This window comes from Aeromonas sp. 25-248 (assembly GCF_053005425.1).
Window position 1 is genome coordinate 16,587 of record NZ_JBRKTB010000020.1, and the last position, 25,659, is coordinate 42,245.

Here is a 25,659-nt window from a genome sequence, read left to right on the forward strand (position 1 = left end):
GAACTCTGTCTATAGGGGCTGTCCGAGGGGACGGCTAGAATGGGCAAACCGTCCATCACCAACAGATACCCATGAGTGAATCCAACGCCCTTTATCGAGTGCAGTTCATTTGTCACAGCGAGCGTTACGAAGTCTATGTAAGAGAGGTGAATCAGGGCCAGCTGTTCGGCTTCATCGAGATCGCCCACTTCGTGTGGGACAACCACACGGCGCTCATCGTCGACCCCAGCCACGAGAAGCTGAAGAGCGAATTTGCCGACGTCACCCGCACCCTTATTCCCATGCACCACGTGCTGCGGGTCGATCAGGTGCGCAAGCAGGGGGCCGCCCGCATCACCGAGCTGGGCAACAACGTCACCTCTTTCCCAGGCCCCATCTATACCAAGAAGCCCTGATTCCTGCGGCCAGGCATCATTTTGGGGCGTCCAGCTCCCGGGCCAGTTGCAGGATGCGCTGACGGAACCAGCGCAGGGCGGGATCTTCCCCCAGGGGGCCATACCACACCAGGCTGTGGGTCACGGCGCCGTAATCGAAGGGGACAGGGCGGCTCCCCAGCCCCTGGGTACAAGCCCGGGTAGCCCAGCCCTTCACGGCTGTGAGAATGAGATCGCTCTGGCGCAGCAGGGCGGCGGCGCTGCCAAAATCCGGCAGGGTGGCCCCCAGTCTGCGCCGTACCTGGCGCTGGGCCAGACTCTGCTCGAAGAAGGGATCGGCCAGCTCCTGATCGCGAATGGCGATGTGGCGCCAGCTCAGGTAGGCATCGAGATCCCAGGGGCGCGTCAACGCCGGATGATCCGCGCGCATCAGGCAGACCAGCTCATCCTCCCGCATGTTTTCCCAGACGAGGCCGGGCTGATTGACCCCGGGCTGGCTCTGATCGTGGGGCAGGATCACGAAGTCGAGTTTGCCCGCCGCCAGAGCAGCCAGTCCCTGCTCGTCCTTGTTACGCACGACGGGCATCAGCCCCGGCACCTCCTGCATCAACTGACCCAGTACGGCTCCCATGGGCCAGATCATGCTGCTCTCCCGCATCGCCAGGTTCAGCTCCCCCTGCCAGTTGGCAGGGGCAAATCCTTCCTGGCTGGTGAGGCCGTTGAGCTCCCCCAGCAGGCGGCGCAGCGTCGGGCCGAGGCGTTCGGCAAACGGGGTCAGCAGCAACTGATTGCCCTGGCGGTAGAGCAGTTGATCCCCCAGCAGTTCGCGCAACTGGTTGAGGGTCTTGCTGACGGTGGAGGGGGTGGTGCAGAGGCGCTCGGCGCTGCGGGTGACACTGCGGGTGTCGAGCAGCAGATGCAGGGTCACCAGGTGGCGACCGCCGAGGCGGGAGAGGGCAATGAGATCCATCACGGTTCCACGGGCAAGGGGACAAACGAAAAGCCCCGCCTGAGCGGGGCTTGCGGGCTTAGCCCTTGAGCACAGCGGCCATGGCGTCGGCCACGTAGTCGACGTTGCGGCTGTTGAGGCCCGCCACGCACATGCGGCCGGAGCGCACCAGATAGACGGCGAACTCTTCGCGCAGTCTGTCCACCTGCTCCGGCGTGAAGCCGGTGTAGCTGAACATGCCGCGCTGGTTGATGAAGTAGCCAAAATCGCGGCCCGGCACTTTGGCACTCAGCACCTCGAACAGCTTCTGGCGCATGGCCTTGATGCGGGTGCGCATCTCGGTCACCTCACCGACCCACATGGCGTGCAGTTCGGGCTGGCTCATCACCGCCGCAGTGATCTGACCGCCGTGGGTGGGGGGGCTTGAGTAGTTGCGGCGCACGGTGGCCTTCATCTGGCCCAGCACCCGGCCCGCCTCTTCGGCATCCTGGCAGATGACCGACAGGCCGCCGCAGCGCTCGCCGTAGAAGGAGAGGTTCTTGGAGAAAGAGTTGCTGACGAAGAAGCTGACGCCGGCGGCCACCATGGCGCGGATGGCATAGGCATCCTCTTCCAGCCCGTCACCGAAGCCCTGATAGGCGATGTCCATGAAGGGGATCAGGTTCTTCTCGACCACCAGGGCGATCACCTGGTCCCACTGGGCACGGGAGAGATCCACCCCGGTCGGGTTGTGGCAGCAGGGGTGCAGCAGCACGATGCTTTTCGCAGGCAGGCTGCTCAGGCAGTCGATCATGGCGTCGAACTGCACGCCGCCGGTGGCCGCATCGTAATAGGGGTAGTCGTGCACCTTGATGCCGGCCCCCTCGAACATCGCCTTGTGGTTGTCCCAGGTGGGATTGCTGACCCACACCTCGGAGGTCGGGAAGTAGCGCTTGAGCAGATCGGCGCCGATCTTCAGCGCGCCGGAGCCGCCGATGGTCTGGATGGTGGCGATGCGACCCGCCTTGACCGCTTCGTGGTCGGCACCGAACAGCAGGTGCTGCACCGCGGTACGGTAGTTGGCGGCGCCTTCCATCGGCTGGTAAGGGCGTGGGGCCGGGGCGGCGGCGCGCTGCGCTTCGGCCTGCTGCACCGACGGCAGCAGCGGAATGCGGCCCTGCTCGTCGTAATAGAGGCCAATCCCCAGGTTCACCTTCTGCTCGCGGGTATCTTTGTGGAAGGTCTCGACTAGCGTCAGTATGGGGTCGCCAGCATAGGCATCGACGTGTTCAAACATGGGGGGTCCTTGAAGTTGACTGTCCAATTCGGCCGGCCATCAGCCGGGTCGATATGATGGCGCAATCCAGAGGTGGCCTCAAGTTGTTCGAGATGGCGACAGGGCTGACAAAGTCTGTCGCAGTGGTGAATGCGGGGCCCTTGCCAGGATCCTGCATCCCGTCTGCACGTTCCCCCCATTTTGTCAGAGAAGGCTGCCTTATCGGCATCGTTTGGATAATATATGGATGCATACGGCCCCTCTCATTCCCCTCCCACCCATCCGGGGGAGCCAGGTTCGGCGCCGCCTGAGACAAAAGAAATAGTTGCATAATAGTCAGGCTATTCTTTTGACAACCATTGCAGTGTGCCCGGCCCCTTCGGGGGGCCCACGATAACAGGTGACTCATCGCCGATGACCCGACATGTTTCTGATGCCGATTCCCCCTGGCTGGACTGGCACGGCCTGGGTGGCTGGAATGTCTATTTTCTTGCCAAGTTCGCCCTGCTCTGGGGGGGATATCTCAACTTCCACCCCCTGATCAACCTGGTGTTTGCCGCCTTCCTGATCTTTCCTCTGCCAAGGGCCGGGTGGCGCCGTGCGCGGCACTGGCTGGCGTTGCCGGTGGGGGCGGGGATCTTCTATCACGATACCTGGTTGCCGGGGATAGAGAGCATTCGTGCCCAGGGCAGCCAGGTCTTCTCCTTCACCCTGGATTACTGGGCTGAGCTACTCGGGCGTTTCATCAATTGGGAGATGGTCGGCGCGGGGTTCGTGCTGCTGACGCTCTATCTGTTCATCGCCCAGTGGTTGCGCTTCACCCCCTGGATCCTGCTGGCGCTGCTCTGGCTCTGGGTCTCGCCCCAGGTGAGCAATCCCTTCGCGAGCAGCAAGGGGGCGAGCGAGCACGTCGTGAACACGTCCCGGGAGGAGACCCGCCCCTCAGTGCTGCCCATGGAGGAGCAGCTTGACCAGAGTGCCCCGCCGACCAACGAGAACCTCAACGCCTATCTCGATGACTTCTATCGGGAGGAGCAGGAGAGGCTGGTGCACTTCCCGGAGAGCCTGCCAGCCCAGGCGACCCCCTTCGATGTGCTCATCATCAATGTCTGCTCCCTGGCCTGGCGTGACGTGGAGGCGAGCGGCCTGACAGGGCACCCGGTCTGGTCCCACTTCGACATTCGCTTCAACCGCTTCAACTCCGCCACCTCCTACAGCGGCCCGAGCTCCATTCGCCTGCTGCGGGCCAGTTGCGGGCAGACCAGCCACCAGGGGCTCTATGTGACGGCGCCGAAGCAATGCCTGCTGTTCGAGAACCTGGCCCAGCTCGGCTTTGCCAAACAGGTGGTCATGGATCACTCGGGGGATTTTGGCAACTACCTGACCGGCCTGCAGCAGTATGCCGGGCTGGATGTGACCCCCATGGACAAGAAGGGGTTGGCCCATGACCTCGCCTCTTTCGATGGCGAACCCATCTATCGCGGGGATGCCCTGTTCGGCCGCTGGCTGAACGAGCGGACACAGAGTCAGGCGGCACGCAACGTCACCTTCTTCAATCTCATCGCCCTGCACGATGGCAACCGCTATGTGGCGAGCCGCCAGATAGCGCCCTACAAGGCGAGGCTCAAGACCCTGCTGGATCAGCTGGACGACTTCATGACGACGCTGGAGCAATCCGGCCGCAAGGTGGCCGTGGTGATGGTGCCTGAGCACGGCGCCGCTCTCACCGGCGACAAGATGCAGATGGCCGGGCTGCGGGACATTCCCAGCCCGAGCATCACCCAGGTGCCGGTGGGGGTTGCCCTGCTCGGTACCAAGGCGCCCCACGAGGCGACCCGCAACGTGGACACCCCCAGCAGCTTCCTGGCGGTATCAGAACTGGTCTCCAGGCTGGTGGGGAAGGATGTGTTCGGGAGCGAGACCATTGATTGGGATGCCCTGCTGGGCGATCTGCCGCAGACCCCGCCGGTGTCCGAGAACCAGGGCTCGGTGGTGATCGAATATCAGGGCAAGTACCACATCAAGCTGGGGCAGGGGGACTGGGTCCCCTATCCCCAATGAGACCGGAAGTGACGATGCGCAGCGAACGGCAATCAGACATGCAGACCCCCTTCGGCGTACCGGTGGAGGGCACGGTGATCAATGACGTGGCCATGGTCCAGCAGGCCTTTGGTGTCAGCCTCTCCTACCAGGATATTGCCGCCAGGGAGCGACTCGCGGCCTTGTGCGAACGCTTCCCCCTGCTGGCGGAGGTGGCCGTGAAAGGGCCGGAGGGGACTGGCGAGGGGAGGTCTGCATGAAGGTGATCGCCCTGCAGGGGATCCGGGGAGGCGTGGGGACCACCGCCATCGTGGCCGGACTGGCCCAGGCTGCCCATGAGCAGGGGGCAAGGGTGCTGGCTGTGGATCTCTGCCCGGACAACCAGCTTGGCATCCACCTTGGCCTGCCCCATGACGATCCGGGAGGCTGGAGCCGGCTGACCCAGCCGGCGCGGGAGTGGCGAGGTGCGCTTCACCGCCGGGAGGAGGGACTGGATCTGCTCTCCCATGGCGGGGGGGAGGGGGCGTCGGCCGAGTGGCTGGCGGGGATCGATGGCTATGATCTGGTGCTGCTGGATCTGCCCCGGGGCATGGCCCCCGTCATCCCCTGCAGGCGCTTGCTGGTGGTCAATGCGGATGCCAACTGCCATGTGCGGCTTCACCGCCACTCCTGGGCGGCCGATGAGCGACTGCTGGTGACCCAGTTCTCCAGCCAGCGGGCCCTGCAGCAGGGGCTGCTGGATCTCTGGCTGGCAGGGGGGCTCCCTCTGCTCAATCTTCATCTGCACAGGGACGAAGCCATGGCGGAGGCCATGGCCGCCAAGCTGCCGGTCGGCCGCTATGCGCCCACCAGTCTGGTTGCCCACGAGCTGGCCGCCCTGGCGACCTGGTGTCTGGCAGAGGGGGAGGCCCCCCGATGAGAGTGCGGCTGCTGACGCCGGCTGCGGGCCTCTGGTGCTCGCAGCGCTATCGCGCACTGCGTGAGCGGGGGGCTTCCCGCCCGGGGGCGGCCGCATTGACCCTGGGCTGGCTGCTGGCCTGGGCTCTCTTCCCCCTCGAGCGTCATGGCTGGCAATGGGTGCTGGGCCATGCCCGGGGGCTCTATCCCCAGTTGACGCACCCCCGGGTGGGGGATCCCCTGCGCGTTCTGTTGCAGAGCCTCTGGATGATAGTGCGTCGCCCACAGCCCATCCCTCTGCGCTGGCCTGCCTCTTGGCAGCGGATCTGGCATAGGAGCACTCAGGCTCTCGGGGCCTTCCTGGCCCGCCAGGAGGAGAAAGGGCTGGCCGCCGCCAGGGCCACGCCCCGCGAGGCGCGCTGGAAGAGCGTGCTGCTCTGCGTGGTGGCCGGGAGCCTCTCCCTGCTCTGCGTCACCCAGCCGTTCACCCTGCAGGCGCAACTGGTGTTCGTCCTCTTGCTGGCGGCCATGGCCTTCATCCTGCGGGCGGTGCCGGGCCGTTATCCCATGCTGATGATGATGGTGCTCTCCCTCACCATCTCCTGCCGCTACATCTGGTGGCGCTACACCTCGACACTCGACTGGTTCGATCCCGTCAGCCTGGCCTGCGGCCTGCTGCTGCTGGCCGCCGAGACCTATGCCTGGCTGGTGCTGCTGCTCGGCTACTGGCAGACCGCATGGCCCCTGCACCGCCCCCCGGCACAACTGCCGGCGGATCCGACCCAGTGGCCCAGCGTGGATCTGATGATCCCCACCTACAACGAGGATCTCGCCATCGTGAAGGGGACTGTCTACGCCGCCATGGGGCTTGACTGGCCCGCCGACAAGCTGACCATCTGGCTGCTTGACGACGGGGGGCGGGCGGCGTTTCGCGACTTCGCCGAGGAAGCCGGGATCCGCTATGTGGCCCGGTCGACCCATGAGCACGCCAAGGCGGGCAACATCAATCACGCCCTCAAGATGGCCACCGGGGATCTGGTCGCCATCTTCGACTGTGACCACCTGCCGACCCGCTCCTTCCTGCAGATGACCGTGGGCTGGTTCTACCGGGATCCCCATCTGGGCGTGGTCCAGACCCCTCACCACTTCTTCTCCGCCGATCCGTTCGAGCACAACCTGCAACGGTTTCGCAAGATGCCGAACGAGGGGGCCCTCTTCTACGGCCTGGTGCAGGATGGCAACGACATGTGGGATGCCAGCTTCTTCTGCGGCTCTTGCGCCGTCATCAAGCGCACCGCCCTTGACGAGATCGGCGGCATCGCGGTGGAGACGGTCACCGAGGATGCCCATACCTCCCTGCGGCTGCACCGCCTCGGCTACACCTCGGCCTATATCCGGATCCCGCTGGCGGCGGGGCTGGCCACCGAAAGCCTCTCTGCCCACATCGGTCAGCGCATCCGATGGGCGCGCGGCATGGTGCAGATCCTGCGTCTGGACAACCCCCTCTTCGGCAAGGGGCTCAAGCTGGGGCAGCGGCTGTGCTACTTCAATGCCATGCTGCATTTCCTCTCGGGCATACCGAGGCTCATCTTCCTGACGGCGCCGCTCGCCTTCCTGATCCTGCACGCCTACATCATCTATGCCCCGGCGGCGGCCATCGCCCTCTACATGTTGCCGCACATCTTCCACAGCGCTCTGACCAACTCCCGGTTGCAGGGCAAGGTGCGCCACTCCTTCTGGGGCGAGGTCTATGAGACGGTGCTGGCCTGGTACATCGCCAGGCCGACCACGGTGGCGCTCTTTGCACCTCACAAGGGGAAGTTCAACGTAACTGCCAAGGGGGGGATGACGGAGGAGGTGTTCCTCGATCTGTCGGTCTCCCGCCCCTATCTGCTGCTGATCCTGCTCAATCTGTGCGGGCTGGGCTTCGGTCTCTGGCGCATCGGCACCGGCCCTGCCGATGAGGTGCCGACCCTGATCCTCAGCATGATCTGGACCCTCTACAACATGACCATACTGGGCGGCGCCCTGGCGGTGGCCTTCGAGTCGCGGCAGGTCCGTGCCAACCCCAGGGTGGAGATGGTGATGCCGGCGGCCATCAGGCTGGCGAACGGTCACCTCTACCCCTGTACCGTCAGGGATTACTCCAACGGGGGGGTCGGGGTGCTGCTCGAGGCGCCCCTGCCCCTGGCCGACAAGGAGAGGGTCTGGTTGCTGCTGCGCCATGACCAGCGGGAGCAGGTGTTCGCCGCCAAGGTGCAGCGGGTGTTCGGCTGCAAGCTGGGACTGGAGCTGGAGCCCATGGCGCAGGCACAGCATGTCGAGTTCATCCAGTGCACCTTCGCCCGGGCCGATACCTGGTCCCTGTGGCAGCAGCGTCTGGGCAAGGATCGCCCCCTCCACAGCCTGATCGACATTACCCTGCTCGGCTGGGGGGCTTACTGGCGTCTGGCCCGTACCTCACCCATCGGCTTTGTTTGTATCCTCCTCGAGAAGCTGGCTCGCTGGCTCCTCTCCTTCGTTCCCCGTCGCGTCTCCCCAGATTTCCGGGCCGGGACTCCGACCTCACAGACAGTGAAAGGATGATGAAACCACAACGCTACCTTATTCCTCTCCTGCTGATGGCGCAGGGTGCGACCGCCGCCGAGGCCGTCGGCCCCCTGCCGCCCGTTCCCGCTCCGGTGCGCACCCAGGGGATGAGCTTCGAACAGATGGCGTCATCGCCAGGCACCCTCTCCCTGCGCGGCAATGCGCCAGACGGACTGGCCGACTTCACCGTGCGGCGGGACGAGGTGGTGACCCGGGCCACCCTGGATCTGAACTTCACGCCATCGCCCTCCCTGCTGCCGCTCATCTCCCAGGTCAAGGTCTATCTCAATGACGAGCTGATGGGGGTGACGGCTCTCAACCAGGATCAGATGGGGACGATGACCCATGCCAGCATCGAGCTGGATCCCCGCTATGCCAAGGATTTCAACCGCCTCAAGGTGAGCTTCGTCGGCCACTATCAGAAAGTGTGCGAGAACCCGGCGAGCGATACCCTCTGGCTCAACGTCAACCGGGACAGCAAGCTGACCCTGCAGTTGCAGACCCTGCCGGTGCGCAACGAGCTCTCCTTCTTCCCCATGCCGTTCCTCGACGTGCGGGACAATGGCAAGCTGACTCTGCCCATGGTGTTCACGGGCTCAGTACCCCCGGAGCAGCAGCAGGCGGCGGCGGTGCTGGCCTCCTGGTTCGGCACCAAGGCCCAGTGGCGGGGCCAGCATTTCCCGGTGCTCATCAACCAGTTGCCGGATCGCAACGCCGTGATCTTTGCCACCAATGACGCGCGCCCCGATTTCCTGGTGGACTATCCCGAGGTGAAGGGGCCCACCATCGACATGATCAGCTCCCCCGACAACCCCTATGTGAAGCTGCTGCTGATCCTGGGGCGGGATCAGCAGGATCTGCTGACGGCGGTGCAGGGGCTGGCGCGAGGCGATGTCATGCTGCGTGGTCAGAGCGTCATGGTGGACGAGGTGAAGCCGCTCTCCCCGCGTCAGCCCTACGATGCCCCGAACTGGGTGCGACTGGATCGCAAGATGCGCTTTGATGAGCTCACGGAGTACCCGGGCCAGTTGCAGGCAACGGGACGCACGCTGTGGCCCATGAGCCTGACGCTGCGCCTGCCGCCGGATCTCTATCTGCTGGGGGAGAACGGCATCAGGACGGAGCTGAAGTATCATCACACCTCGCCCACTCTGCGCGACGGTTCCCGGCTGGATGTGGGGGTCAACGGCCAGCTCATGAAGTCGTTCACGCTCGAGCCCGGCGAGGTCAAGAGTGAGCGGTTGCTGACCCTGCCGCTCTGGTTTGCCGACGACGGCGACACCATGGCGCTGCGCATGCCCGGGCTCAAGACCACCCAGGCCAACAGCCTGAGCTTCTCGTTCGAGTATGCCCAGCAATACATGGGAGGGACGGAGGATGGCCGTTGCGACTTGGTGATGCCGCCTGCCCATCAGGTGCGCATCGACGAGGGCTCCACCATCGACTTCACCGGTTATCGTCACTTCATCGAGATGCCCGACCTCAAGGCGTTCGCCTATGCCGGCTTCCCGTTCAGCCGGATGGCGGATCTCGCCGACACCCAGATTGTCATGCCGGCCAGACCCCATCCCGGGCAGATCACCACCTTGCTCGATGCCGTCGGTGCCATCGGGGCCGAGACCGGGTATCCGGCGCTCTCCCTGCAGGTTCTGGACGACTGGGAGCGGGCGCGCACCGCGGATCGGGATACCCTGCTCATCGGCACCCTGCCGGAGGAGTTTCGAGGGGATCTGGCTCCCGACGCCCTGCTGCAATCCACGCGCAGCTGGGTCAACGAGCCAACCCGCCAGCACAAGGGGGATCTGCTGCACACCATGGCCGATCGCCAGCCCCAGGCCCGGGTGGGCATGACGGGCAACCGGGCCATCGCCGTCATCCTGGGGCTGCAATCGCCGACCCATGATCAGCGCAGCCTGGTGGCCTTGCTGGCGGATGGACCGGCGGGGGTCACATTGCTCAATGATGCCCTGCAGACCCGGACCCTGCGCGATCAGGTGGCAGGCTCGGTGGCCATCATCCGGGAATCCGGGGTGAAGAGCCTGGTGGTGGGGGATCGCTACGAGGTGGGCTACCTGCCGTGGTGGGAGCGTCTCTGGCAACTGTTTGCCCGTTATCCGGTGCGTCTTGCCGGGCTGACCCTGCTCTGCATGCTGGTACTGGGCTGGGGCCTGCGGGTGCTGCTTGCCAGTGCCAGTCGTCGCCGTCTGAAGGAAGATTAAGAGATGACTCAGATGAAAAAAGTCTGTGGTGCCCTGCTCCTCTGGGCCCTTTGTTCCCTCCCGGCTCAGGCCGTCTGCCACTGGCCGGAGTGGGATCACTTTCGCCAGCACTACATCAGCGAAGAGGGCAGGGTCATCGACCCTGCCGAGGGGCGCCGCATCACCACCTCGGAAGGCCAGAGCTATGCCCTCTTCTTCGCCCTGGTCAACGATGACAGGGAGACCTTTGCCCGCCTGCTCGACTGGACGGAGCGGCAGCTCGCCCGCGGGGATCTGACCGGCTTCCTGCCATCCTGGCTCTGGGGCAGGCAGCAGGACGGCAGTTGGGGCGTGCTGGATGCGAACAGCGCGTCCGATTCGGATCTCTGGATAGCCTACAGCCTGCTGGAGGCGGGTCGCCTGTGGGAGAACCACAGCTACTCTGCCCTCGGCACCCTGTTGCTGCGCCGTATCGCCCGGGAGGAGGTCGCCACGCTGCCGGGTCTCGGCCCCGTGTTGCTGCCCGGGGCGAAAGGCTATGAGGGGGAGGGACGCTGGACCCTCAACCCCAGCTATCTGCCTCCACAACTGCTGGCCAGATTCGCCTCCTTCAAGGGGCCCTGGGGGGAGATGCGGGCCCTCTTGCCCAAATTGTTGCAGGAGAGTGCGCCCCGTGGCTTTGCCCCGGACTGGGTGGACTGGCAGGCCGACAAGGGATGGCAGGTGACGGCGGACAAGGGCGACACCGGTGGCTATGACGCCATCCGTGTCTATCTCTGGCTCGGCATGTTGAGCGAGGAGGATCCCGCCAGGGCTTCCCTGGTGGCCCACTTTGCCCCCATGCTGGCGCAGCTGACCGAATCGGGTCATCTTCCCGAGCGGGTCTCCAGCCAAAGTGGTCAGGTTCAGGGCAAGGGGCCGAGCGGCTTTGCCGCCGCCCTCCTGCCCCTGTCACGGGGCTTGCCGGCGCAGGTCACCTTGCGCAAGCAGGTCTCCGATCACGGGCTGGATGCGGATGCCTACTACGGCAGCGTGCTGACCCTGTTCGGTGCAGGCTGGGATCAGGGGCGTTATCGCTTTGCCGCCGACGGTACCCTGCAGCCGGATTGGAGCGAGTTATGTCAGGCAGAGTGACCCTGGGGTGCCTGCTCGCCTGCCTGATGAGCGGAGCCCTGGCGCAAGGGACGGTACAGCCGGTGGCCTGGCTGCTGGAGCAGGTCAGGATTGGCGAGGCCCGTGGGCGGGAAGATCTCGTCAGCAACAGCCTCTATTCCCTCTCCCTGGTGGAGCCTGATCATCCGGAGCTGCTGGCAGCCCAGGCCCGTCAGGCCCTGCGCCAGGGCAAGGTCAAGGAGGCCGGGGCACTGCTGGCCCGCCTTGGCAAGCAAGACCCCGACTCTGCGCTCTATCGTCAGGGCATGGCCAACCTGGCCCTGAACGAACCGGCCAGGCGCCAGCAACTGCAACAAGCCAGGCTGCTGACCAGCGCCGGCAGGCTGGAGGAGGCCGAGCGTCTCTATCGCTCCCTGTTCTCCGGTGATTTGCCCCCCAATCTCGACGTGGCGGTGGATTATGCCCTGTTGCAGACACGGATCCCGGCCATGAAGGCAAAGGGGCTGGCGGCCCTGGAGGCACTCAACCGGCAATATCCGGGTGAGCCCAGAGTGCGGGGCGGGCTGGCTCGCCTCTATCTGGCGGAGGGTCGGCGCCAGGGGGCGCAGAACCTGTTGCGCGAGATGGCGCGAGATCCCTATCAGCGGGACGAGGCCGCCGAGATCTGGCTCGCGGACATCGAATCCCTGCCCATCGGTCCCGGGAGCATCGCTGCCTTGCAGGAGTACATGGTGCTCTTTGGCGAAGGGGATACCACCAAGGCGGAACAGCTGCTCGCGGCCCAGGAGGAGAAGTGGGCCTCGCCCGCCTATCGCGCACGCCAGTCGGCGCTCGCAAGCACGGCGGGAGGTGGTGCCTCCATCTCCCGCTTGCAGCGTGCCCTGGCTGCCAACCCGGGGGATCCCGAACTCATGGGGGCCCTCGGGCAGGCCTACTCCCGCAACGATCAGCGAGCGCTGGCCATCGCCCAGTTTGAACGGGTGCTGGCACACCCCGAGGTGACCGACAAGGACAAATGGCGCAGCCTGCTGGCCACCAACCGCTACTGGCTGCTGGTGAGCCAGGGGCGCAGCGCCCTGGAACGGGAGCAGTGGGATGAGGCGGCGACCCTGTATCGCCGTGCCATCGCCCAGGATGGGCGTGAGCCCGAAGCCTGGCTGGGGCTTGGAGACAGCGAGCGTGGCCGCCATCGCGATGCCGACGCGGAGTCCGCCTACCGCAAGGCGCTCGCCATGGGGAGCGCGCGGGAGCGGGCCCTGGCCCGCCTGTTCGATCTCTACAAGGAGCAGGATCCGGCACGTGCCCTGGCCCTGCTGGAGCAGCAGGGCACCCCAGGGATGCAGGCCGAAGGGCGGCGGCTCAAGGCCGGGCTGTTGCAGGAGGAGGCCGATCAGCTCGATCGGGCCGGCAAGATGGCGGCGGCGCTGCGCCTTCGCGAGCAGGCACTCGCGCTGACCCCGGAAGAGGTGTGGCTGGCCTATCGAGTAGCCGATACCCGGGCCCGCCTCGGGGAAGCCGGTAGCGGGGAGCGGCTCTTGCGGGAACGGCTGGCGGCGCGGCCCCAGGATGCCACCCTGCGCTACGCCACCGCCCTCTATCTCTCGGGGCAGGACAAGATGGTGGAGGCGAGAGGGGGGCTGGCCGCCATCCCTAGGTCCGGCTGGACACAGGACATGGATGCGCTGGATCAGCGCCTCGCCCGTGACGAGGTGCTCGCCAGGGCGAGGGCGCGTCACGAGGCCGGGGATGATGAGGGGGCCGAACGCCTGCTTCAGCCGTTGCAGCCGGATGAAGAGGTAAGCCTGATGCTGGCGGAATGGGCCACGGATCGGGGGGCCTATGCACTGGCGGAGCAGCGCTATCAGGAGGTGCTTGCCCGCACGCCGCAACAGCCCGAGGCCAGGCTTGGCATGGCCGAACTGGCCCAGGCCAGGGGCGATCTGGCAAAGGCCCGTCACTGGCTGCCCGCCTGGCCGGTCAGCCCGCTGCCCCCGGAGGGGGCCAACTACTACCGCCGGGTAGCCAATCTTTATCAGGCGCTGGGAGAGGGCGAGACAGCCCGCGCCATCTTCACCGACTACGAACCCCTGGTGGCGCTGCAACCGGCCTCCCAGCAGGCGGCACTGTTCTGGCGCGATGCCGCCCGCCAGCGCTTTGCCGAGCATGATGTGGAAGAGGCCCTGGTGCGGGATCGCAAGGGGCTGGTGGCCGCAGGTCTGGCCCCCCGCGAGGATCTGGAGGGGGGCGAGCTGACCCGGCTGGCCCGCAGTCAGGATGGGGAGGGGTGGCTGGCATCCGGCCTGCGCAGCGATCTCGACAGGCATTACCGGCAGAGCCAGACCACCTTCTCCCTCGACAGCGATTACTGGGGCTCCAGCGGTACCGGGGGCTACTCGGATCTGCGGGCGCTGACCCAGATGGCGCAACTGGATACGCCGCTGGCCGGTGGTACCGCCTTCGGCCGCCTTGAACTGGTCGACATGGATGCCGGAGATCTGCCGGACTCCCCTTACCGGGCGCAGTTCGGTACCTGTGCGGCCAGGGACTGCCGCGGGGACGCGCACCAGCAGAGCCGGGGGACCACCCTGGCGGCAGGCTGGCTGCGGGGGGCCTGGGCGTTCGATCTGGGGACCACGCCCCTCGGTTTCGAGGTGGTGGACTGGGTTGGTGGCGCCACCTTGACCGGTGACTGGCACACGCTGGGGTGGGGGATGACCCTCTCGCGTCGGCCCGTCAGCAGCTCGCTGCTCTCCTATGGGGGAACGGTGGATCCGGGCACGGGCATCAGCTGGGGCGGGGTGCGGGCGAACGGGGTCCGCCTCGATCTCAGCCGGGATCTGGGAGGGGCCGTCGGGTTCTGGGGCAGCGCCCAGCAGCACCTGCTGACCGGCAAGAACGTGCCCGACAACTGGCGCACCCGGCTCATGGGAGGGGGCTATTACAAGTTCGTCAACGAGACCCATCGCCGTGCCAGCGTGGGGATCAGCACCATGCTGTGGCACTACCAGCAGGATCTGGGGGGCTATACCCTGGGGCAGGGGGGGTATTACAGCCCGCAGGGGTACTTCTCGCTCTCGGTGCCGGTCAGCTACCGGCAGCGAACCCCGGACTGGTCGTGGGAGCTGGGCGGGTCGGGATCCTGGTCCTACGCCCGTACCGACGACAGTCGCCGCTACCCGCTGGAAGGCCTGTTGCCAAGCGGTTTGCCAGACAGGAATGCGCCTGTGAAAGGGGGCAGTAGCAGTGGATTCGGCTACACCCTGAATGGCGTGGTGGAACACAGGCTGACGGAGCACTGGCGCATCGGTGGCCGGGTGGACATCCAGCAGGCGGATGACTATGCCCCCAGCCATGTCACCCTGTTCCTGCGCTACACCTTCAAGCCCTGGCAAGGGGATCTCGATATGCCGCCAAGGCCTCTCACTCCCTACGCGGACTTCGACTGACAGGGGCGCCCGTCATCACCGGGCGCCCTTATTTCAGATAGGAACGCAGTACCCTCACCACCTGATCCAGATCCTCCAGCCGCTCGGCATGGGTCGCCTCCTCGGCGCCAAGATGCTCGCGCATGTGTCCCTCCAGCACCTCCAGCATCAGGCCGTTGACGGCGCCGCGGATGGCGGCGATCTGCTGCAGGATGGCGGCGCAGTCTGTTTCCTGTTCCAGAGCGCTCTCCAGGGCACCGGTCTGCCCCTTGATGCGCCTGACCCGTGCCAGCAGCTTCTTCTTGTCGTGAACCGTGTGTGACATCCAGGATCCTCTCGATCAATAAAACTATACTGGGGTATAGTATATAGCATCCTTGTTTTCAGGAGAAATCCATGCCATCCCTCGCTTCATCCCACTGCCACCACCCCGTCGTCCACGAAGGGAATCCCCTGGCCGAACAGAAGACCCGCTGGGCCGTGCTGCTCACCGTCGTCATGATGGTGGCGGAGATCGGTGGGGGCTGGTTCTACAACTCCATGGCGCTGCTGGCCGATGGCTGGCACATGAGCTCCCATGCCCTGGCCCTCGGCCTCTCGGTGCTGGCCTATCGCGCTGCCCGCCACTTTGCGCGGGATCACAGGTTCAGCTTCGGTACCTGGAAGATAGAGGTGCTGGGGGGCTTCAGCAGCGCCCTGCTGCTGGTGGGGGTGGCGGGATTGATGCTGTTCGAGTCGGTGGCCAGGTTGCTGGACCCCAGCCCCATCCATTATCAGCAGGCGATCGGCATTGCCCTGCTGGGCCTGCTGGTGAATCTGGCCTGTGCCTGGCTGCTCAGGGACGATCACGGCCATCACCATGGTCACGACCACCATCACGGTCATCACGACCACTCGCACGATCACCACCACGGCCATCAGGATCTCAACCTGCGCGCCGCCTACCTCCACGTGCTGGCGGACGCGGCCACCTCGGTGCTGGCGATTCTGGCGCTGGTGGGAGGCATGTTGTGGGGGGCGGACTGGCTGGATCCCCTGATGGGCATCGCCGGGGCCGTGCTGGTGGCGGTGTGGGCCAGGGGGCTGCTGCGTGATACCGGGCGCGTCTTGCTGGATGCGGAGATGGATGCGCCCCTGGTGGACGAGATCCGCGAGGTGATCGCCGAGCTGCCTGGCGCCGAGATCCGCGATCTGCACGTCTGGCGGGTGGGGCAGATGCAGTATGCCGCTGCGATGTCGTTGCAGATGGCGACCCCGCTCCCGGCACAGGCGATCCGCGAGCGCCTAGCCATCCACGAGGAGCTGGTGCACCTGACCATCGAAGTGTCTGCCGACTGACACCCCTGGCGGGTGTCAGCGGGGAGGCTCGCTCCCCTGATCCTGCCAGAGGGAGCCCAGCATCAGCCTCAGCAGCAGTCCCGGCGGGTCGTCGAGCAGGCGGCCCGGCTCCAGCAGCAGGTGGCCGTCGGCATGAAAGCTCAGGCTGGCGTGAACCTTGCCTTCCTCGCCACACACCTGGAGGAGGCCGTTCAGGGAACCCCCCTCGCCGGGTTGACAGCGCAGCCGCAGCTCCCGTGGTTCCCCCAGCAGGGTGAAGGCGCGGGCGAGGGGAGGGCTCTCTTCATAATCCGGCCAGTTGAAGAAGTGATAGCGTTCGGCGAGCACGCCGGCCTGCTGGCAGAACTGATCGAACAACTGGGCAATGCCCTGATACTCCTGGTCCAGCCGCCTGGCCTGCTCCTCAATCCGTTTCATCACCCAGCCCCCTCTATCCATTTGATTGGACATTGATTTCGTCACTCGCTCCCCTCTTCACGCTGGTATGGGCCGAAAGCGGTGCCAGGTCTGTGAGCGCGATCTAACTTTCGTTATGAAAACGTTATCTTGTTGATGCGGATTGGTTTTTTTTGCCCATCCGCTCACATTTACGGCAATTCCCGCTGATTAATATGGCACCGCTCGGCAATGACCGGGTACTCGGATATCGAGACTAACTACAGCGGGAATTATAAAAAAATGGATATGAAAAAGACCAAAGTGGCGCTGGTAACAGCCTCACTGCTCGCGCTTTTGTCAGGCTGTAACGACAACAGTTCTTCTGCTCCTGCCCCTCAGGATGAGCCCGTCGCTCGTCTTCCCAACGTCCAGCCCCCGGCCGAACTGCTGACGGCCGGCCCCGACGAAGCGGTCATCGCCCTGGTGGATACCCAGACCAGCGCGGCGCGCGGTGTCACCGGCCCGTTCGCCAGCCACAGCCTGCACCTGTGGAACAACGACGCCTGCAACTCGACCTCGGAGGGCGGCCTCAACACCGGTTGGGATGACAAGAGCAAGACGCCGTCCGCGGCGGACAGTTTTGGTCCGGCCTGGGTCGTGCCGCTCTCCAAGATGGAAGGCTGCATCAACTTCATCGCCCGCAACGGCGATCTCGCGAACCTGACCGGCAGCGACATGAAGGTGGTCTTCAGCGATCACCCGGATCGCACGGTGGCCATCGTCGCCGGCAAGAACGAGATCTTCGGCAGCCGGGCGGAAGCCTTCACCGCCGCCTTCGGCGTGGCGGGGGCCAGTGCCCACCTCATCGACGACAACACCCTGATTTGGCAAGGGGGCAAGGACAAGCCCTATGTGCGCCTCTACTACACAGAGTCAGGCACCATCACCGCAAACAGCGAGGGTGTATTCGATTTCCCCTACCTCAAGCTGACTCCGACCAGCCTGACCGAAGAGCAGCAGGCCAAATACCCGCACCTCAAGGATGCCGCCGCCTTCGCCCTGCCTGCGGGGAAAGATCTCAAGCCCCTGCTCAAGGGTGAGCTGGTCGCCATCGGGACCGATACGGACGGCGTCCTGCAGGGGGCGACCCTGGTGCAGAGTGCCGGTGCCCTCGATGCCCTTTACAGTGAAGCGGCCACCAAGCTGGCCTACGGCGCCGTGGTGGAGGGGGGCAATGTCACCTTCCGGCTCTGGGCGCCGACCGCCAAGTCGGTCAAGCTGGCGCTGTTCGACGAGCAGCACAAGTCGCTTGGCGAGCGCGCCATGACCCTGGACGAGGCCAGCGGCAGCTGGAGCGTGCAGGGGGGCAGCGATCTTGTCGGCAAATACTACCGCTACGATATCCAGGTCTATCACCCGGTCAGCCGCAAGCTGGAATCCTATCAGGTGACCGACCCCTACTCCCTGAGCCTGGCGATGAACTCCGAGTTCAGCCAGGTGGTGGATCTCGACGATCCGGCCCTCAAGCCGGAAGGCTGGGACAGCCTGAAGGCGCCCCACAGCCAGAAGAACCCCGCCGACATCACCATCTATGAGGCCCACGTCCGGGATCTGACCGGCAACGACGAGTCGACGCCGGTGGAGCACCGCGGCAAGTTCCTCGGGCTGACCGACAGCGACAGCGTGCCCGTCACCCACCTGAAATCCCTGGCCAAGAGCGGCGTCAGCCACCTGCACCTGCTGCCGGTGTTCGACATCGCTACCGTCAACGAGGACCCGGCCAAGGTGGCCAACATCGGCGATGACTTCAGCAAGCTGTGCGAGGTCAATCCCGAGGTCAAGAACTCCAGGTTTGCCAGCCACTGTGGTGGCGGCGAGACCATCGAAGCCGTGCTCGGTGATCTGCAAGCCAGCGACAGCAAGGAGAACCCCGTGGTGCAGGAGCTGTACGGCTATCTGCGCGGGGTGGACTCCTTCAACTGGGGCTATGACCCCTACCACTACACCACTCCGGAAGGCTCCTACGCCACCAATGCGGAGGGGACGACCCGGATCAAGGAGTTCCGCGAGATGGTGCAGGCCATCAAGCAGAACATCGGCATGAACGTGGTGATGGACGTGGTCTACAACCACACCAACGAAGCGGGTCTCGGTTCCAAATCCGTGCTCGACAAGATTGTGCCCTGGTACTACCAGCGCCTCAATCCGGAGACCGGTTCGGTGGAAAACTCCACCTGCTGCTCCAACACGGCGCCGGAACACGCCATGTTCGCCAAGCTGATGGATGACTCCCTGGTCACCTGGGCACGGGACTACAAGATCGATGCCTTCCGCTTCGACCTCATGGGCCATCACCCGAAAGATCAGATGGTGCAGGCACTGGCCGAGGTGAAGAAGGTCAATCCGGACATGTATTTCTACGGCGAGGGGTGGAACTTCGGCGAGGTACAGGATGACAAGCGGTTCGTGCAGGCGACCCAGAAGCATCTGGCCGGTACCGGCATCGGCTCCTTCTCCGACCGGCTGCGTGATGCGGTGCGCGGGGGCAGCCCGTTCGACGGCGGCGAAGCCATTCGCAAGACCCAGGGCTTTGGCAACGGTGCCCTGGTGGATGCCAACGAGCTGGACGGCGTCGATCTCGCCACCGCTCTGCATCAGTCCGATCTGGTGCGCCTCGGCATGGCGGGCAACCTCAAGGAGTTCGTGCTGACCGACAAGGACGGCATTCCGAAGAAAGGCTCCGACATCGACTACAACGGTCAACCGGCGGGCTATGCCCAGGATCCGACCGAAATCCAGAACTATGTCGACAAGCACGACAACCAGACCCTGTTCGACAACCTGGCGTACAAGGCACCCGCCGGGGCCGACCTGGTGCGGATGCAGGGGGTCTCTCTGGCGACTGCCATGCTGGGTCAGGGCATTCCTTTCACCCACGCGGGTGTCGAACTGCTGCGCTCCAAGTCCATGGAGCGGGACAGCTACGACTCCGGCGACTGGTACAACCGGGTCGATTACACCCTTGGCGACAACAACTTCGACAAGGGCTTGCCGCGCAAGGACAAGGACGAGGCCAACTACGAGCTGATCGAGCAGGTGCTCGGCCAGCACGCCAAGCCGGGTTCGGCCGAGATGCATCAGATGGTGAACTTCTACCAGGAGCTCTCCGAACTGCGTCAATCCTCTCGTCTGCTGCGTCTTGGCAGCGGCGCCGAGGTGATCAAGCGGGTCGACTTCCGCAACACCGGCCCTGAGCAGATCCCGGGTCTCATCGTGATGAGTGTGGATGACGGGGTGGGCGCCGGTGCGGATCTGGATCCGGCCATCGACGGCCTGGTGGTGATGATCAACGCCACCAATCAGCCCCAGAGCATCGGCGATTTCCGTGACGGCAAGGATCAGCCCATCGATCTGACCGGCATGGTCCTGAGCGGTGCCCACCGTGACTCCGACAGCATCGCCAGCGGGGCGGCCAATGACAGCGGTCAGCTGACCCTTGGCGCCTGGTCGGCGGCGGTGTTCATCAAGCCGCAGAGCGGTACCCAGGGCGCGGGGCTGCCGGTGAGCAAGAAGACGGATCTGAGCACCTTGCCTCCCTTCGGTGACACCGAGGTGTTCGTGCGCGGTTTCCTGAATCAGTGGGATCCGGTCAACAAGATGAACTTCAGTGGCAACTTCACCTATGAGTTCACCACCGAGGTGACGGCGGATCAGCTGGGGTCGACCCAGGTCAAGATCGCTGGCAACGAGTGGAGCGGCCCCGTCAATTACGGCAAGTGCAGCGATACCGACCAGCTTGCGACCGGCCAGGTCAATACGCTCTGTGCCAATGGCGGGGATCTGCCGTTCAACGTGGAGAAGGCTGGCACCTACAAGTTTGTCTTCACCGCCATGAACAAGGACAAGCCCACCCTGAGCGTCAGCTACACCGAACCGGCGCAGAGCTGCAAGGTGCTGGATACCGTCGCGGGCAATCCGCTCGGCTTCCCGCTCTATGTGCGCGGCAGTCTGAGCGACTGGAACGCCCAGCCGGCCTACCAGCTGAGCTACAAGGGGATGGAAGGCAACCTTGCCATCTATCAGGCCGCCTTCAACTACGCGGGCAGCTTTGACTTCAAGTTTGCCAACGACGATGGCAACTGGAGCAAGCAGTTCTTCGTGAAGGATGCCGGTGGCACCCTGATCGCACTGGAGCCCGAGCAGGTTTACCCGCTCCAGCACGGCGACGGTGGCATGGGCAACAACAGCATCACACTGGAACAGGGTCTGTGGAGCTTCCTGGTGAAGGTTGACCCGACTCAGACTTCCGGCGAGGTGGGCAGCGTCATCATCCAGGAGTGCAGCGCCAAGTAAGTCTTTCCCATCGAGCCCGGGGTTGGCTCGGCAGCCCCGGGTTGAATTCCGCCTCGCCAAGGGCGGGATAACACCGAGAGAGTAAGCAAAGCGCGACTGCCGACCGGCAGCCGCGCTTTTTCTTTGCTGTGGGCGAGGCAATAAAAAAGCCGCCCCGTTGGGGCGGCTGTTGGTTGTACCGTTAACGGTCGGCCTAGCGTTTTCGCAGCAGGCGCAGGGCGTTGGCGGTGACCAGGGCGGTGGCGCCGGTGTCGGCCAGCACCGCAATCCACAGGCCGGTGATGCCGAGCAGGCTGGTGACCAGGAAGATGGCCTTGAGCCCCAGCGCCAGCGCGATGTTCTGGTGGATGTTGGCCAGCGCCGCGCGGGAGAGCCGGATCATGGCGGCAACCCCGCCGAGCTGGTTGTGGGTCAGTGCCGCATCGGCGGTCTCCAGCGCCACGTCGGTGCCGCCTCCCATGGCGATGCCGATGCTCGCCCGCTTCATGGCCGGGGCGTCGTTGATGCCGTCGCCGATCATCGCGACCTTTTGCGTCAGACCGAGCTTGGCGATCTCATCGACCTTGCCCTCCGGCAGCAGGCCGGCGCGCCAGCCCATGCCGAGCTCGGTGGCGATCGCCTCGGCGGCGCGGGGGTTGTCACCCGTCAGCATGATGCTCTTGAGACCAAGCTCGCTCAGCTCTTGCAGCGCCGCAGCCGCCTCCGGCCGGATCTGGTCGCGCAGGGCCAGCAGGGCGGCCGGGGCGGCGTCAGGCTGACCGAGCACCACTACTGTCTTGCCTTGCTGCTCCAGGGTGGCGACCCGGGCCTGCATCGCCGCATCCAGGGTGGCGACCCGGCTCGGTGCCAGCAACTGCCAGAGGGTACCGTCGATGCGACCCTCTACCCCCATGCCGGGCAGGGCGCGCAGATCCTGGGCGGCGGCGAGGTTGAGGCCCCGTTCACTGGCCGCCGTCACCACGGCGCGGGCCAGCGGGTGGTGGGAGCCCTGTTCGATGGCGGCCGCCAGTGCCAGCAGGTCGGCCTCAGGCTGGCCATTGAGGCTCACCAGTTCGGTCAGCTGCGGCTTGCCCAGGGTCAGGGTGCCGGTCTTGTCAAAGGCCAGGGTATCAATGTGTGCCAGCCGCTCCAGCGCGGCGCCCCCCTTGATGAGGGCCCCCTGGCGGGTGGCTGCCGCCAGCGCCGAGGTGACCGCCGCCGGGGTGGAGATGACCAGGGCGCATGGGCAGCCGATCAGCAGCAGCGCCAGCCCGCGATAGACCCACTCGTCCCAGCTCTGGCCGAAGGCGAGCGGCGGTACCAGCACCACCAGCAGGGCAACCAGCATCATGGCCGGGGTATACCAGCGGCTGAAGCGGTCGATGAAGCGCTCGATGGGCGCGCGCTGGGTCTCGGCCTCCTCGATGAGATGCAGAATGCGGTCGATGGCGTTGTTGCCGGGCTCGGACACCACCTCGAGGCGCAGCACCCGATCCGCCGCCAGGCTGCCGGCGGGCACCTTGTCACCCTGACGGCGCTCCACCGGGATGGATTCGCCGGTCAGGGCGCTCTCGTCAAAGGCGCCGAGGGGGTCGAGCAGGCGGGCATCGGCGGCCAGGCGGGCGCCCGGGGCGATTTCGATGATGTCGCCGGGGCGCAGCTGGTCGGCAGCGACCTCTTCCCGCACCTCGCCCTCGGCAGTGGTGCGGATGCGCAGCGCCTTGTCGGGCACCAGCGCCATCAGGGCGGTGACCCCGGCGCGGGCGCGGCCGGCGGCGTAGGCCTCCAGATGTTCCCCCAGCATGAACAGCAGCAGCACCATGGCCGCTTCGGCGGTTTCACCGAGGAACAGGGCCCCCACGGCGGCGACCGTCATCAGGGTCTCGATGGCGAAGGGGGAGCCGCTCTTGGTCAGCGCCCACGCCTTGCGGGAGATGGGCCACAGCCCCCAGAGGGTGGCCAGGGTAAAGAGCGGCTGACCGAGCTGGTTCGGCAGCAGGGCCGCCACCCCCATCAGGCCGGCGAGCGACAGGGGCTGCCAGTATTTGCCGAGCAGGTTGCTGACCCTCTGCATCTGCGGGCTGCGGCCCGGTTCGCTGCGAGCCGTGTTCTGAGCGCCTCCTTTGAGCTGGAAGCCGGCGGCCAGCACGGCGGCGGTGACGGGATCGGAGGAGAGGCCGGGGGCCAGATCCACCACCAGCTTCTCGGTGGCAAACAGCACCCGAGCCTGTTGTACGCCCTCCACCCGGCTGACGGCGGTCTCTATCTTGCGTGCACAGCTGGGACAATCCATGCCCAGCACCTGCCAGCTATGGCGGCGGCTGTTCTGCTCGGGGGTAGCCAGCGGCGGCTCGGTCGCGGCGGCCGTGTGGGCGTGCCCCTGCTCATGATTATCGTGGTCGTGGGCTGTGTCGGTGGCGCAAGCGCCTCTGGGGGGCTCTTCATCCCCCGGGCCGTCTGCGCCACTTTGCCCCTGATGATCGTGGCGGGTCGGGTTGGCGACACCACTGGCCTGTGCCCCGTTGTCGCAGCAGTGGCTGGTGTGGCTGTGCCCGGCCTGTGGGGTGGCGGCCTTGCTGACGGCCTTGATGGGGGCAGCGGCGTGTTGATGGCTGCAGCAGGATTTGCTCATGATGCGTTCCTCTTGAGGGATCCCGCCCCTGCGGGATCCTGGATGACTGAGCCGAGTGTAAACCTTGGTGTAAAGTCCAAGGTCAAGTCCTCTTCTTCTCTTTGTCCGGGGCCATGACAGTGACCGCTGATCTGCCTCTGGAGCAGGGGGGACGCAAAGGGATGCCAAATCCCTTTCATTAGCGGGTGTTTGTCATCCCGTGGCGGGCCTATACTGGGGACCCTGGATCCCACATCAATCATCAAGGACCTAACATGAGCAATACCGTCACCCTGCAAGGCAACCCCGTCTCCGTCTCCGGCCACTTCCCCGTAGCCGGTGAGCAGGCCAAGCCCTTCTCCCTGGTTGCTGGCGATCTGTCCGATGCGACCCTGGCGACCTTCGCCGGCAAGCGCAAGATCCTGAACATCTTCCCGAGCGTCGACACCCCGACCTGCGCCACTTCCGTGCGCAAGTTCAACGAGCAGGCAAGCGCCCTGAACAACACAGTCGTGCTGTGCATCTCTGCCGACCTGCCGTTCGCCCAGGCCCGTTTCTGCGGCGCCGAGGGTCTGGACAAGGTGGTGAACCTCTCCACCCTGCGCGGTGTCTCCTTCCTGCAAGACTACGGCGTGGCCTTCTCCTCCGGCCCGCTGGTGGGTCTGGCTGCCCGTGCCATCGTGGTACTGGATGAGCACGACAAGGTGCTGCACAGCGAGCTGGTGGCCGAAGTCGCCGACGAGCCGAACTACGCCGCCGCCCTGGCCGTTCTGTAAGTCGCGTCACAGGTTGATTGCCTGACGGCCTGCCCCGTTCACACGGGGCAGGCCGTTTTTATTGCGCTTCCGAACCTTTTACTTATGGGGTGGGTCTGGCTAGACTTCGCCTCCACATCCTCGTTCAGCCTGTATCTGCGATCCCCATGACGTTTGACGAACTCGCCCTTGCCCCCGCCCTGTTGCGCCTGCTGCCCGCAGCGCTGGAAAAACCGACCCCCATTCAGCAGCTAGCCATTCCTGCAGCCTTGTCAGGACGGGATCTGCTTGCCCTGGCCAGGACCGGCAGTGGCAAGACCCTGGCATTCGGCCTGCCGCTGCTGCAGAGGCTGGACGCAGCCAGTGACCGGGTACAGGGATTGGTACTGGTCCCCACCCGGGAGCTGGCAAGCCAGGTGAGCGCCGCCCTGCAGGAGATTGCCGACGGGTTGGGGGTGCGCCTCCTGACCCTGTGTGGCGGGGTGGCCCAGGAGTGGCAGGAGCGGGAACTGGCTCTCGGCCCCCAACTGCTGGTGGCGACCCCCGGACGGTTACGGGACTTGCTGGCCCAGCAGACGCTGGGGCTGGGTGCCCTGCGCATGCTGGTGCTGGATGAAGCGGATCGCCTGCTGGAGATGGGGTTCTGGCCCGATATCCAGTGGCTGATGAAGGCAATGCCGGAGGCGCGGCAGCAGATGCTCTTCTCCGCCACCTTGCCGGTCGAACTGGAGAGCCTTGCCTCGGGCCTGCTGCAGGATCCGGTGCGCATCGAGGCCGAGCCGCTCAACAGCCTGGTGAGCGACATCGAGGAGCGGCTCTATCTGGTCAACAGGAGCAGCAAGGTGCCTGCGCTGATCGCCCTGCTGGAGGCCGGAGAGTGGCCCCAGGCGCTGGTCTTCATCAGTGCCAGGGACGACGCGGACGGGGTGGCCAAGAAACTCGCCAGGGCTGGCATGACGGTGGCGGTCCTGCACGGAAACAAGGATCAGACCACGCGGGAGCGGGCACTGGCGGATTTCAAGGAGGGCAGGGTGCGGGTGCTGGTGGCCACGGACCTGATGGCGCGCGGCATCCACGTGGAGGCATTGCCGGTGGTGATCAATCTGGATCTGCCGGACCATGCCCCCGTCTACGTGCATCGTATCGGTCGTACCGCCCGTGCTGGGCAGAGCGGTCTGGCCATCTCCCTTACCTGTCACGGGGATGGGGAGGCGCTCGAGGGGATCCGGGCCCTGACCGGTCGGCCCCTGCCCCTGGCGGCGCTGGCAGGTTTCCCGGTGACCGACAAACCCGCCAGCGGGGAGAGCAAACGGGCGCCAAGAGACAAGCAGGCGAACCGTCGCACCCAGGGCAAGCGCAGCATCAAGCAGTTCAAGGGCAAATCCTGAGACGGACTTCTTGCCCC

17 protein-coding genes are annotated in these 25,659 nt (G+C 65.4%); 12 read left to right on the forward strand and 5 right to left on the reverse strand.

Annotated features, from left to right (window positions below):
• Positions 1-71: 71 nt before the first annotated feature.
• Entirely contained in the window at positions 72-395 is a 324-nt protein-coding gene (locus ACVDHI_RS19375) for a DUF1820 family protein (RefSeq protein WP_010672837.1), read from the forward strand.
• Between the two features lie 16 nt (positions 396-411).
• On the opposite strand, the gene ACVDHI_RS19380 is transcribed toward ACVDHI_RS19375, so the two are convergent.
• Together ACVDHI_RS19380 and ACVDHI_RS19385 are read right to left on the reverse strand one after the other, a co-directional pair.
• Positions 412-1,344 (reverse strand): LysR family transcriptional regulator, encoded by a 933-nt coding sequence (locus ACVDHI_RS19380; RefSeq protein ID WP_447212419.1) that lies wholly within the window; start codon positions 1,342-1,344, stop codon positions 412-414.
• Between the two features lie 58 nt (positions 1,345-1,402).
• Complete coding sequence (locus tag ACVDHI_RS19385) at positions 1,403-2,599, reverse strand: amino acid aminotransferase (protein WP_113069628.1); 1,197 nt, start codon at positions 2,597-2,599, stop codon at positions 1,403-1,405.
• A 393-nt stretch (positions 2,600-2,992) separates the two neighbouring features.
• Between ACVDHI_RS19385 and bcsG the strand changes: the two genes are divergently transcribed.
• The 7 genes from bcsG to bcsC are packed head-to-tail and all read left to right on the forward strand — an operon-like array spanning position 2,993 to position 14,861.
• A complete protein-coding gene (gene bcsG / locus ACVDHI_RS19390) occupies positions 2,993-4,639 on the forward strand; it encodes a cellulose biosynthesis protein BcsG (protein WP_447212420.1) in 1,647 nt (548 codons plus the stop codon).
• Positions 4,640-4,653: 14 nt separating this feature from the next.
• Complete coding sequence (bcsR, locus tag ACVDHI_RS19395) at positions 4,654-4,878, forward strand: cellulose biosynthesis protein BcsR (protein WP_069652498.1); 225 nt, start codon at positions 4,654-4,656, stop codon at positions 4,876-4,878.
• A complete protein-coding gene (gene bcsQ / locus ACVDHI_RS19400) occupies positions 4,875-5,537 on the forward strand; it encodes a cellulose biosynthesis protein BcsQ (RefSeq protein WP_103244223.1) in 663 nt (220 codons plus the stop codon). Before bcsR ends, bcsQ begins: the two co-directional genes overlap by 4 nt.
• Entirely contained in the window at positions 5,534-8,101 is a 2,568-nt protein-coding gene (gene bcsA / locus ACVDHI_RS19405; protein WP_447212421.1) for a UDP-forming cellulose synthase catalytic subunit, read from the forward strand. Before bcsQ ends, bcsA begins: the two co-directional genes overlap by 4 nt.
• The gene (gene bcsB / locus ACVDHI_RS19410) at positions 8,098-10,323 is read left to right on the forward strand and encodes a cellulose biosynthesis cyclic di-GMP-binding regulatory protein BcsB (protein ID WP_201895087.1); all 2,226 of its coding nucleotides are present in this window, start codon (positions 8,098-8,100) and stop codon (positions 10,321-10,323) included. The genes bcsA and bcsB overlap by 4 nt, the downstream gene beginning before the upstream one ends.
• A 3-nt stretch (positions 10,324-10,326) precedes the next feature.
• Positions 10,327-11,436: a cellulose synthase complex periplasmic endoglucanase BcsZ gene (gene bcsZ, locus ACVDHI_RS19415; RefSeq protein WP_447212422.1), complete on the forward strand. Its 1,110-nt coding sequence runs from the start codon at positions 10,327-10,329 to the stop codon at positions 11,434-11,436.
• A complete protein-coding gene (bcsC, locus tag ACVDHI_RS19420; RefSeq protein WP_447212423.1) occupies positions 11,421-14,861 on the forward strand; it encodes a cellulose synthase complex outer membrane protein BcsC in 3,441 nt (1,146 codons plus the stop codon). The genes bcsZ and bcsC overlap by 16 nt, the downstream gene beginning before the upstream one ends.
• Before the next feature lie 28 nt (positions 14,862-14,889).
• Here the strand turns inward: bcsC and ACVDHI_RS19425 are convergent, their stop codons facing one another.
• Positions 14,890-15,165, reverse strand: coding sequence for a metal/formaldehyde-sensitive transcriptional repressor (locus tag ACVDHI_RS19425; protein WP_041214512.1), 276 nt, complete (start codon positions 15,163-15,165; stop codon positions 14,890-14,892).
• A gap of 71 nt (positions 15,166-15,236) precedes the next feature.
• Between ACVDHI_RS19425 and dmeF the strand changes: the two genes are divergently transcribed.
• Positions 15,237-16,178, forward strand: coding sequence for a CDF family Co(II)/Ni(II) efflux transporter DmeF (gene dmeF, locus ACVDHI_RS19430; RefSeq protein ID WP_114523050.1), 942 nt, complete (start codon positions 15,237-15,239; stop codon positions 16,176-16,178).
• A 15-nt stretch (positions 16,179-16,193) separates the two neighbouring features.
• Here the strand turns inward: dmeF and ACVDHI_RS19435 are convergent, their stop codons facing one another.
• A complete protein-coding gene (locus ACVDHI_RS19435) occupies positions 16,194-16,595 on the reverse strand; it encodes a hypothetical protein (RefSeq protein ID WP_182935785.1) in 402 nt (133 codons plus the stop codon).
• Between the two features lie 261 nt (positions 16,596-16,856).
• On the opposite strand from ACVDHI_RS19435, the gene pulA reads away from it, so the two are divergent.
• Positions 16,857-20,909: a pullulanase-type alpha-1,6-glucosidase gene (gene pulA, locus ACVDHI_RS19440; RefSeq protein WP_447212424.1), complete on the forward strand. Its 4,053-nt coding sequence runs from the start codon at positions 16,857-16,859 to the stop codon at positions 20,907-20,909.
• A 193-nt stretch (positions 20,910-21,102) separates the two neighbouring features.
• Here pulA and ACVDHI_RS19445 read toward each other — a convergent pair whose 3' ends face one another.
• The gene (locus tag ACVDHI_RS19445) at positions 21,103-23,520 is read right to left on the reverse strand and encodes a zinc/cadmium/mercury/lead-transporting ATPase (RefSeq protein WP_447212425.1); all 2,418 of its coding nucleotides are present in this window, start codon (positions 23,518-23,520) and stop codon (positions 21,103-21,105) included.
• 254 nt (positions 23,521-23,774) lie between these two features.
• On the opposite strand from ACVDHI_RS19445, the gene tpx reads away from it, so the two are divergent.
• Both tpx and ACVDHI_RS19455 read left to right on the forward strand, forming a co-directional pair.
• Positions 23,775-24,275 (forward strand): thiol peroxidase, encoded by a 501-nt coding sequence (gene tpx, locus ACVDHI_RS19450; protein ID WP_010672853.1) that lies wholly within the window; start codon positions 23,775-23,777, stop codon positions 24,273-24,275.
• A 146-nt stretch (positions 24,276-24,421) separates the two neighbouring features.
• Positions 24,422-25,642 carry a DEAD/DEAH box helicase gene (locus tag ACVDHI_RS19455; protein WP_447212426.1) on the forward strand — a complete coding sequence of 407 codons (1,221 nt, stop codon included), beginning with the start codon at positions 24,422-24,424 and terminating at the stop codon, positions 25,640-25,642.
• The last annotated feature ends 17 nt before the right edge of the window (positions 25,643-25,659 follow it).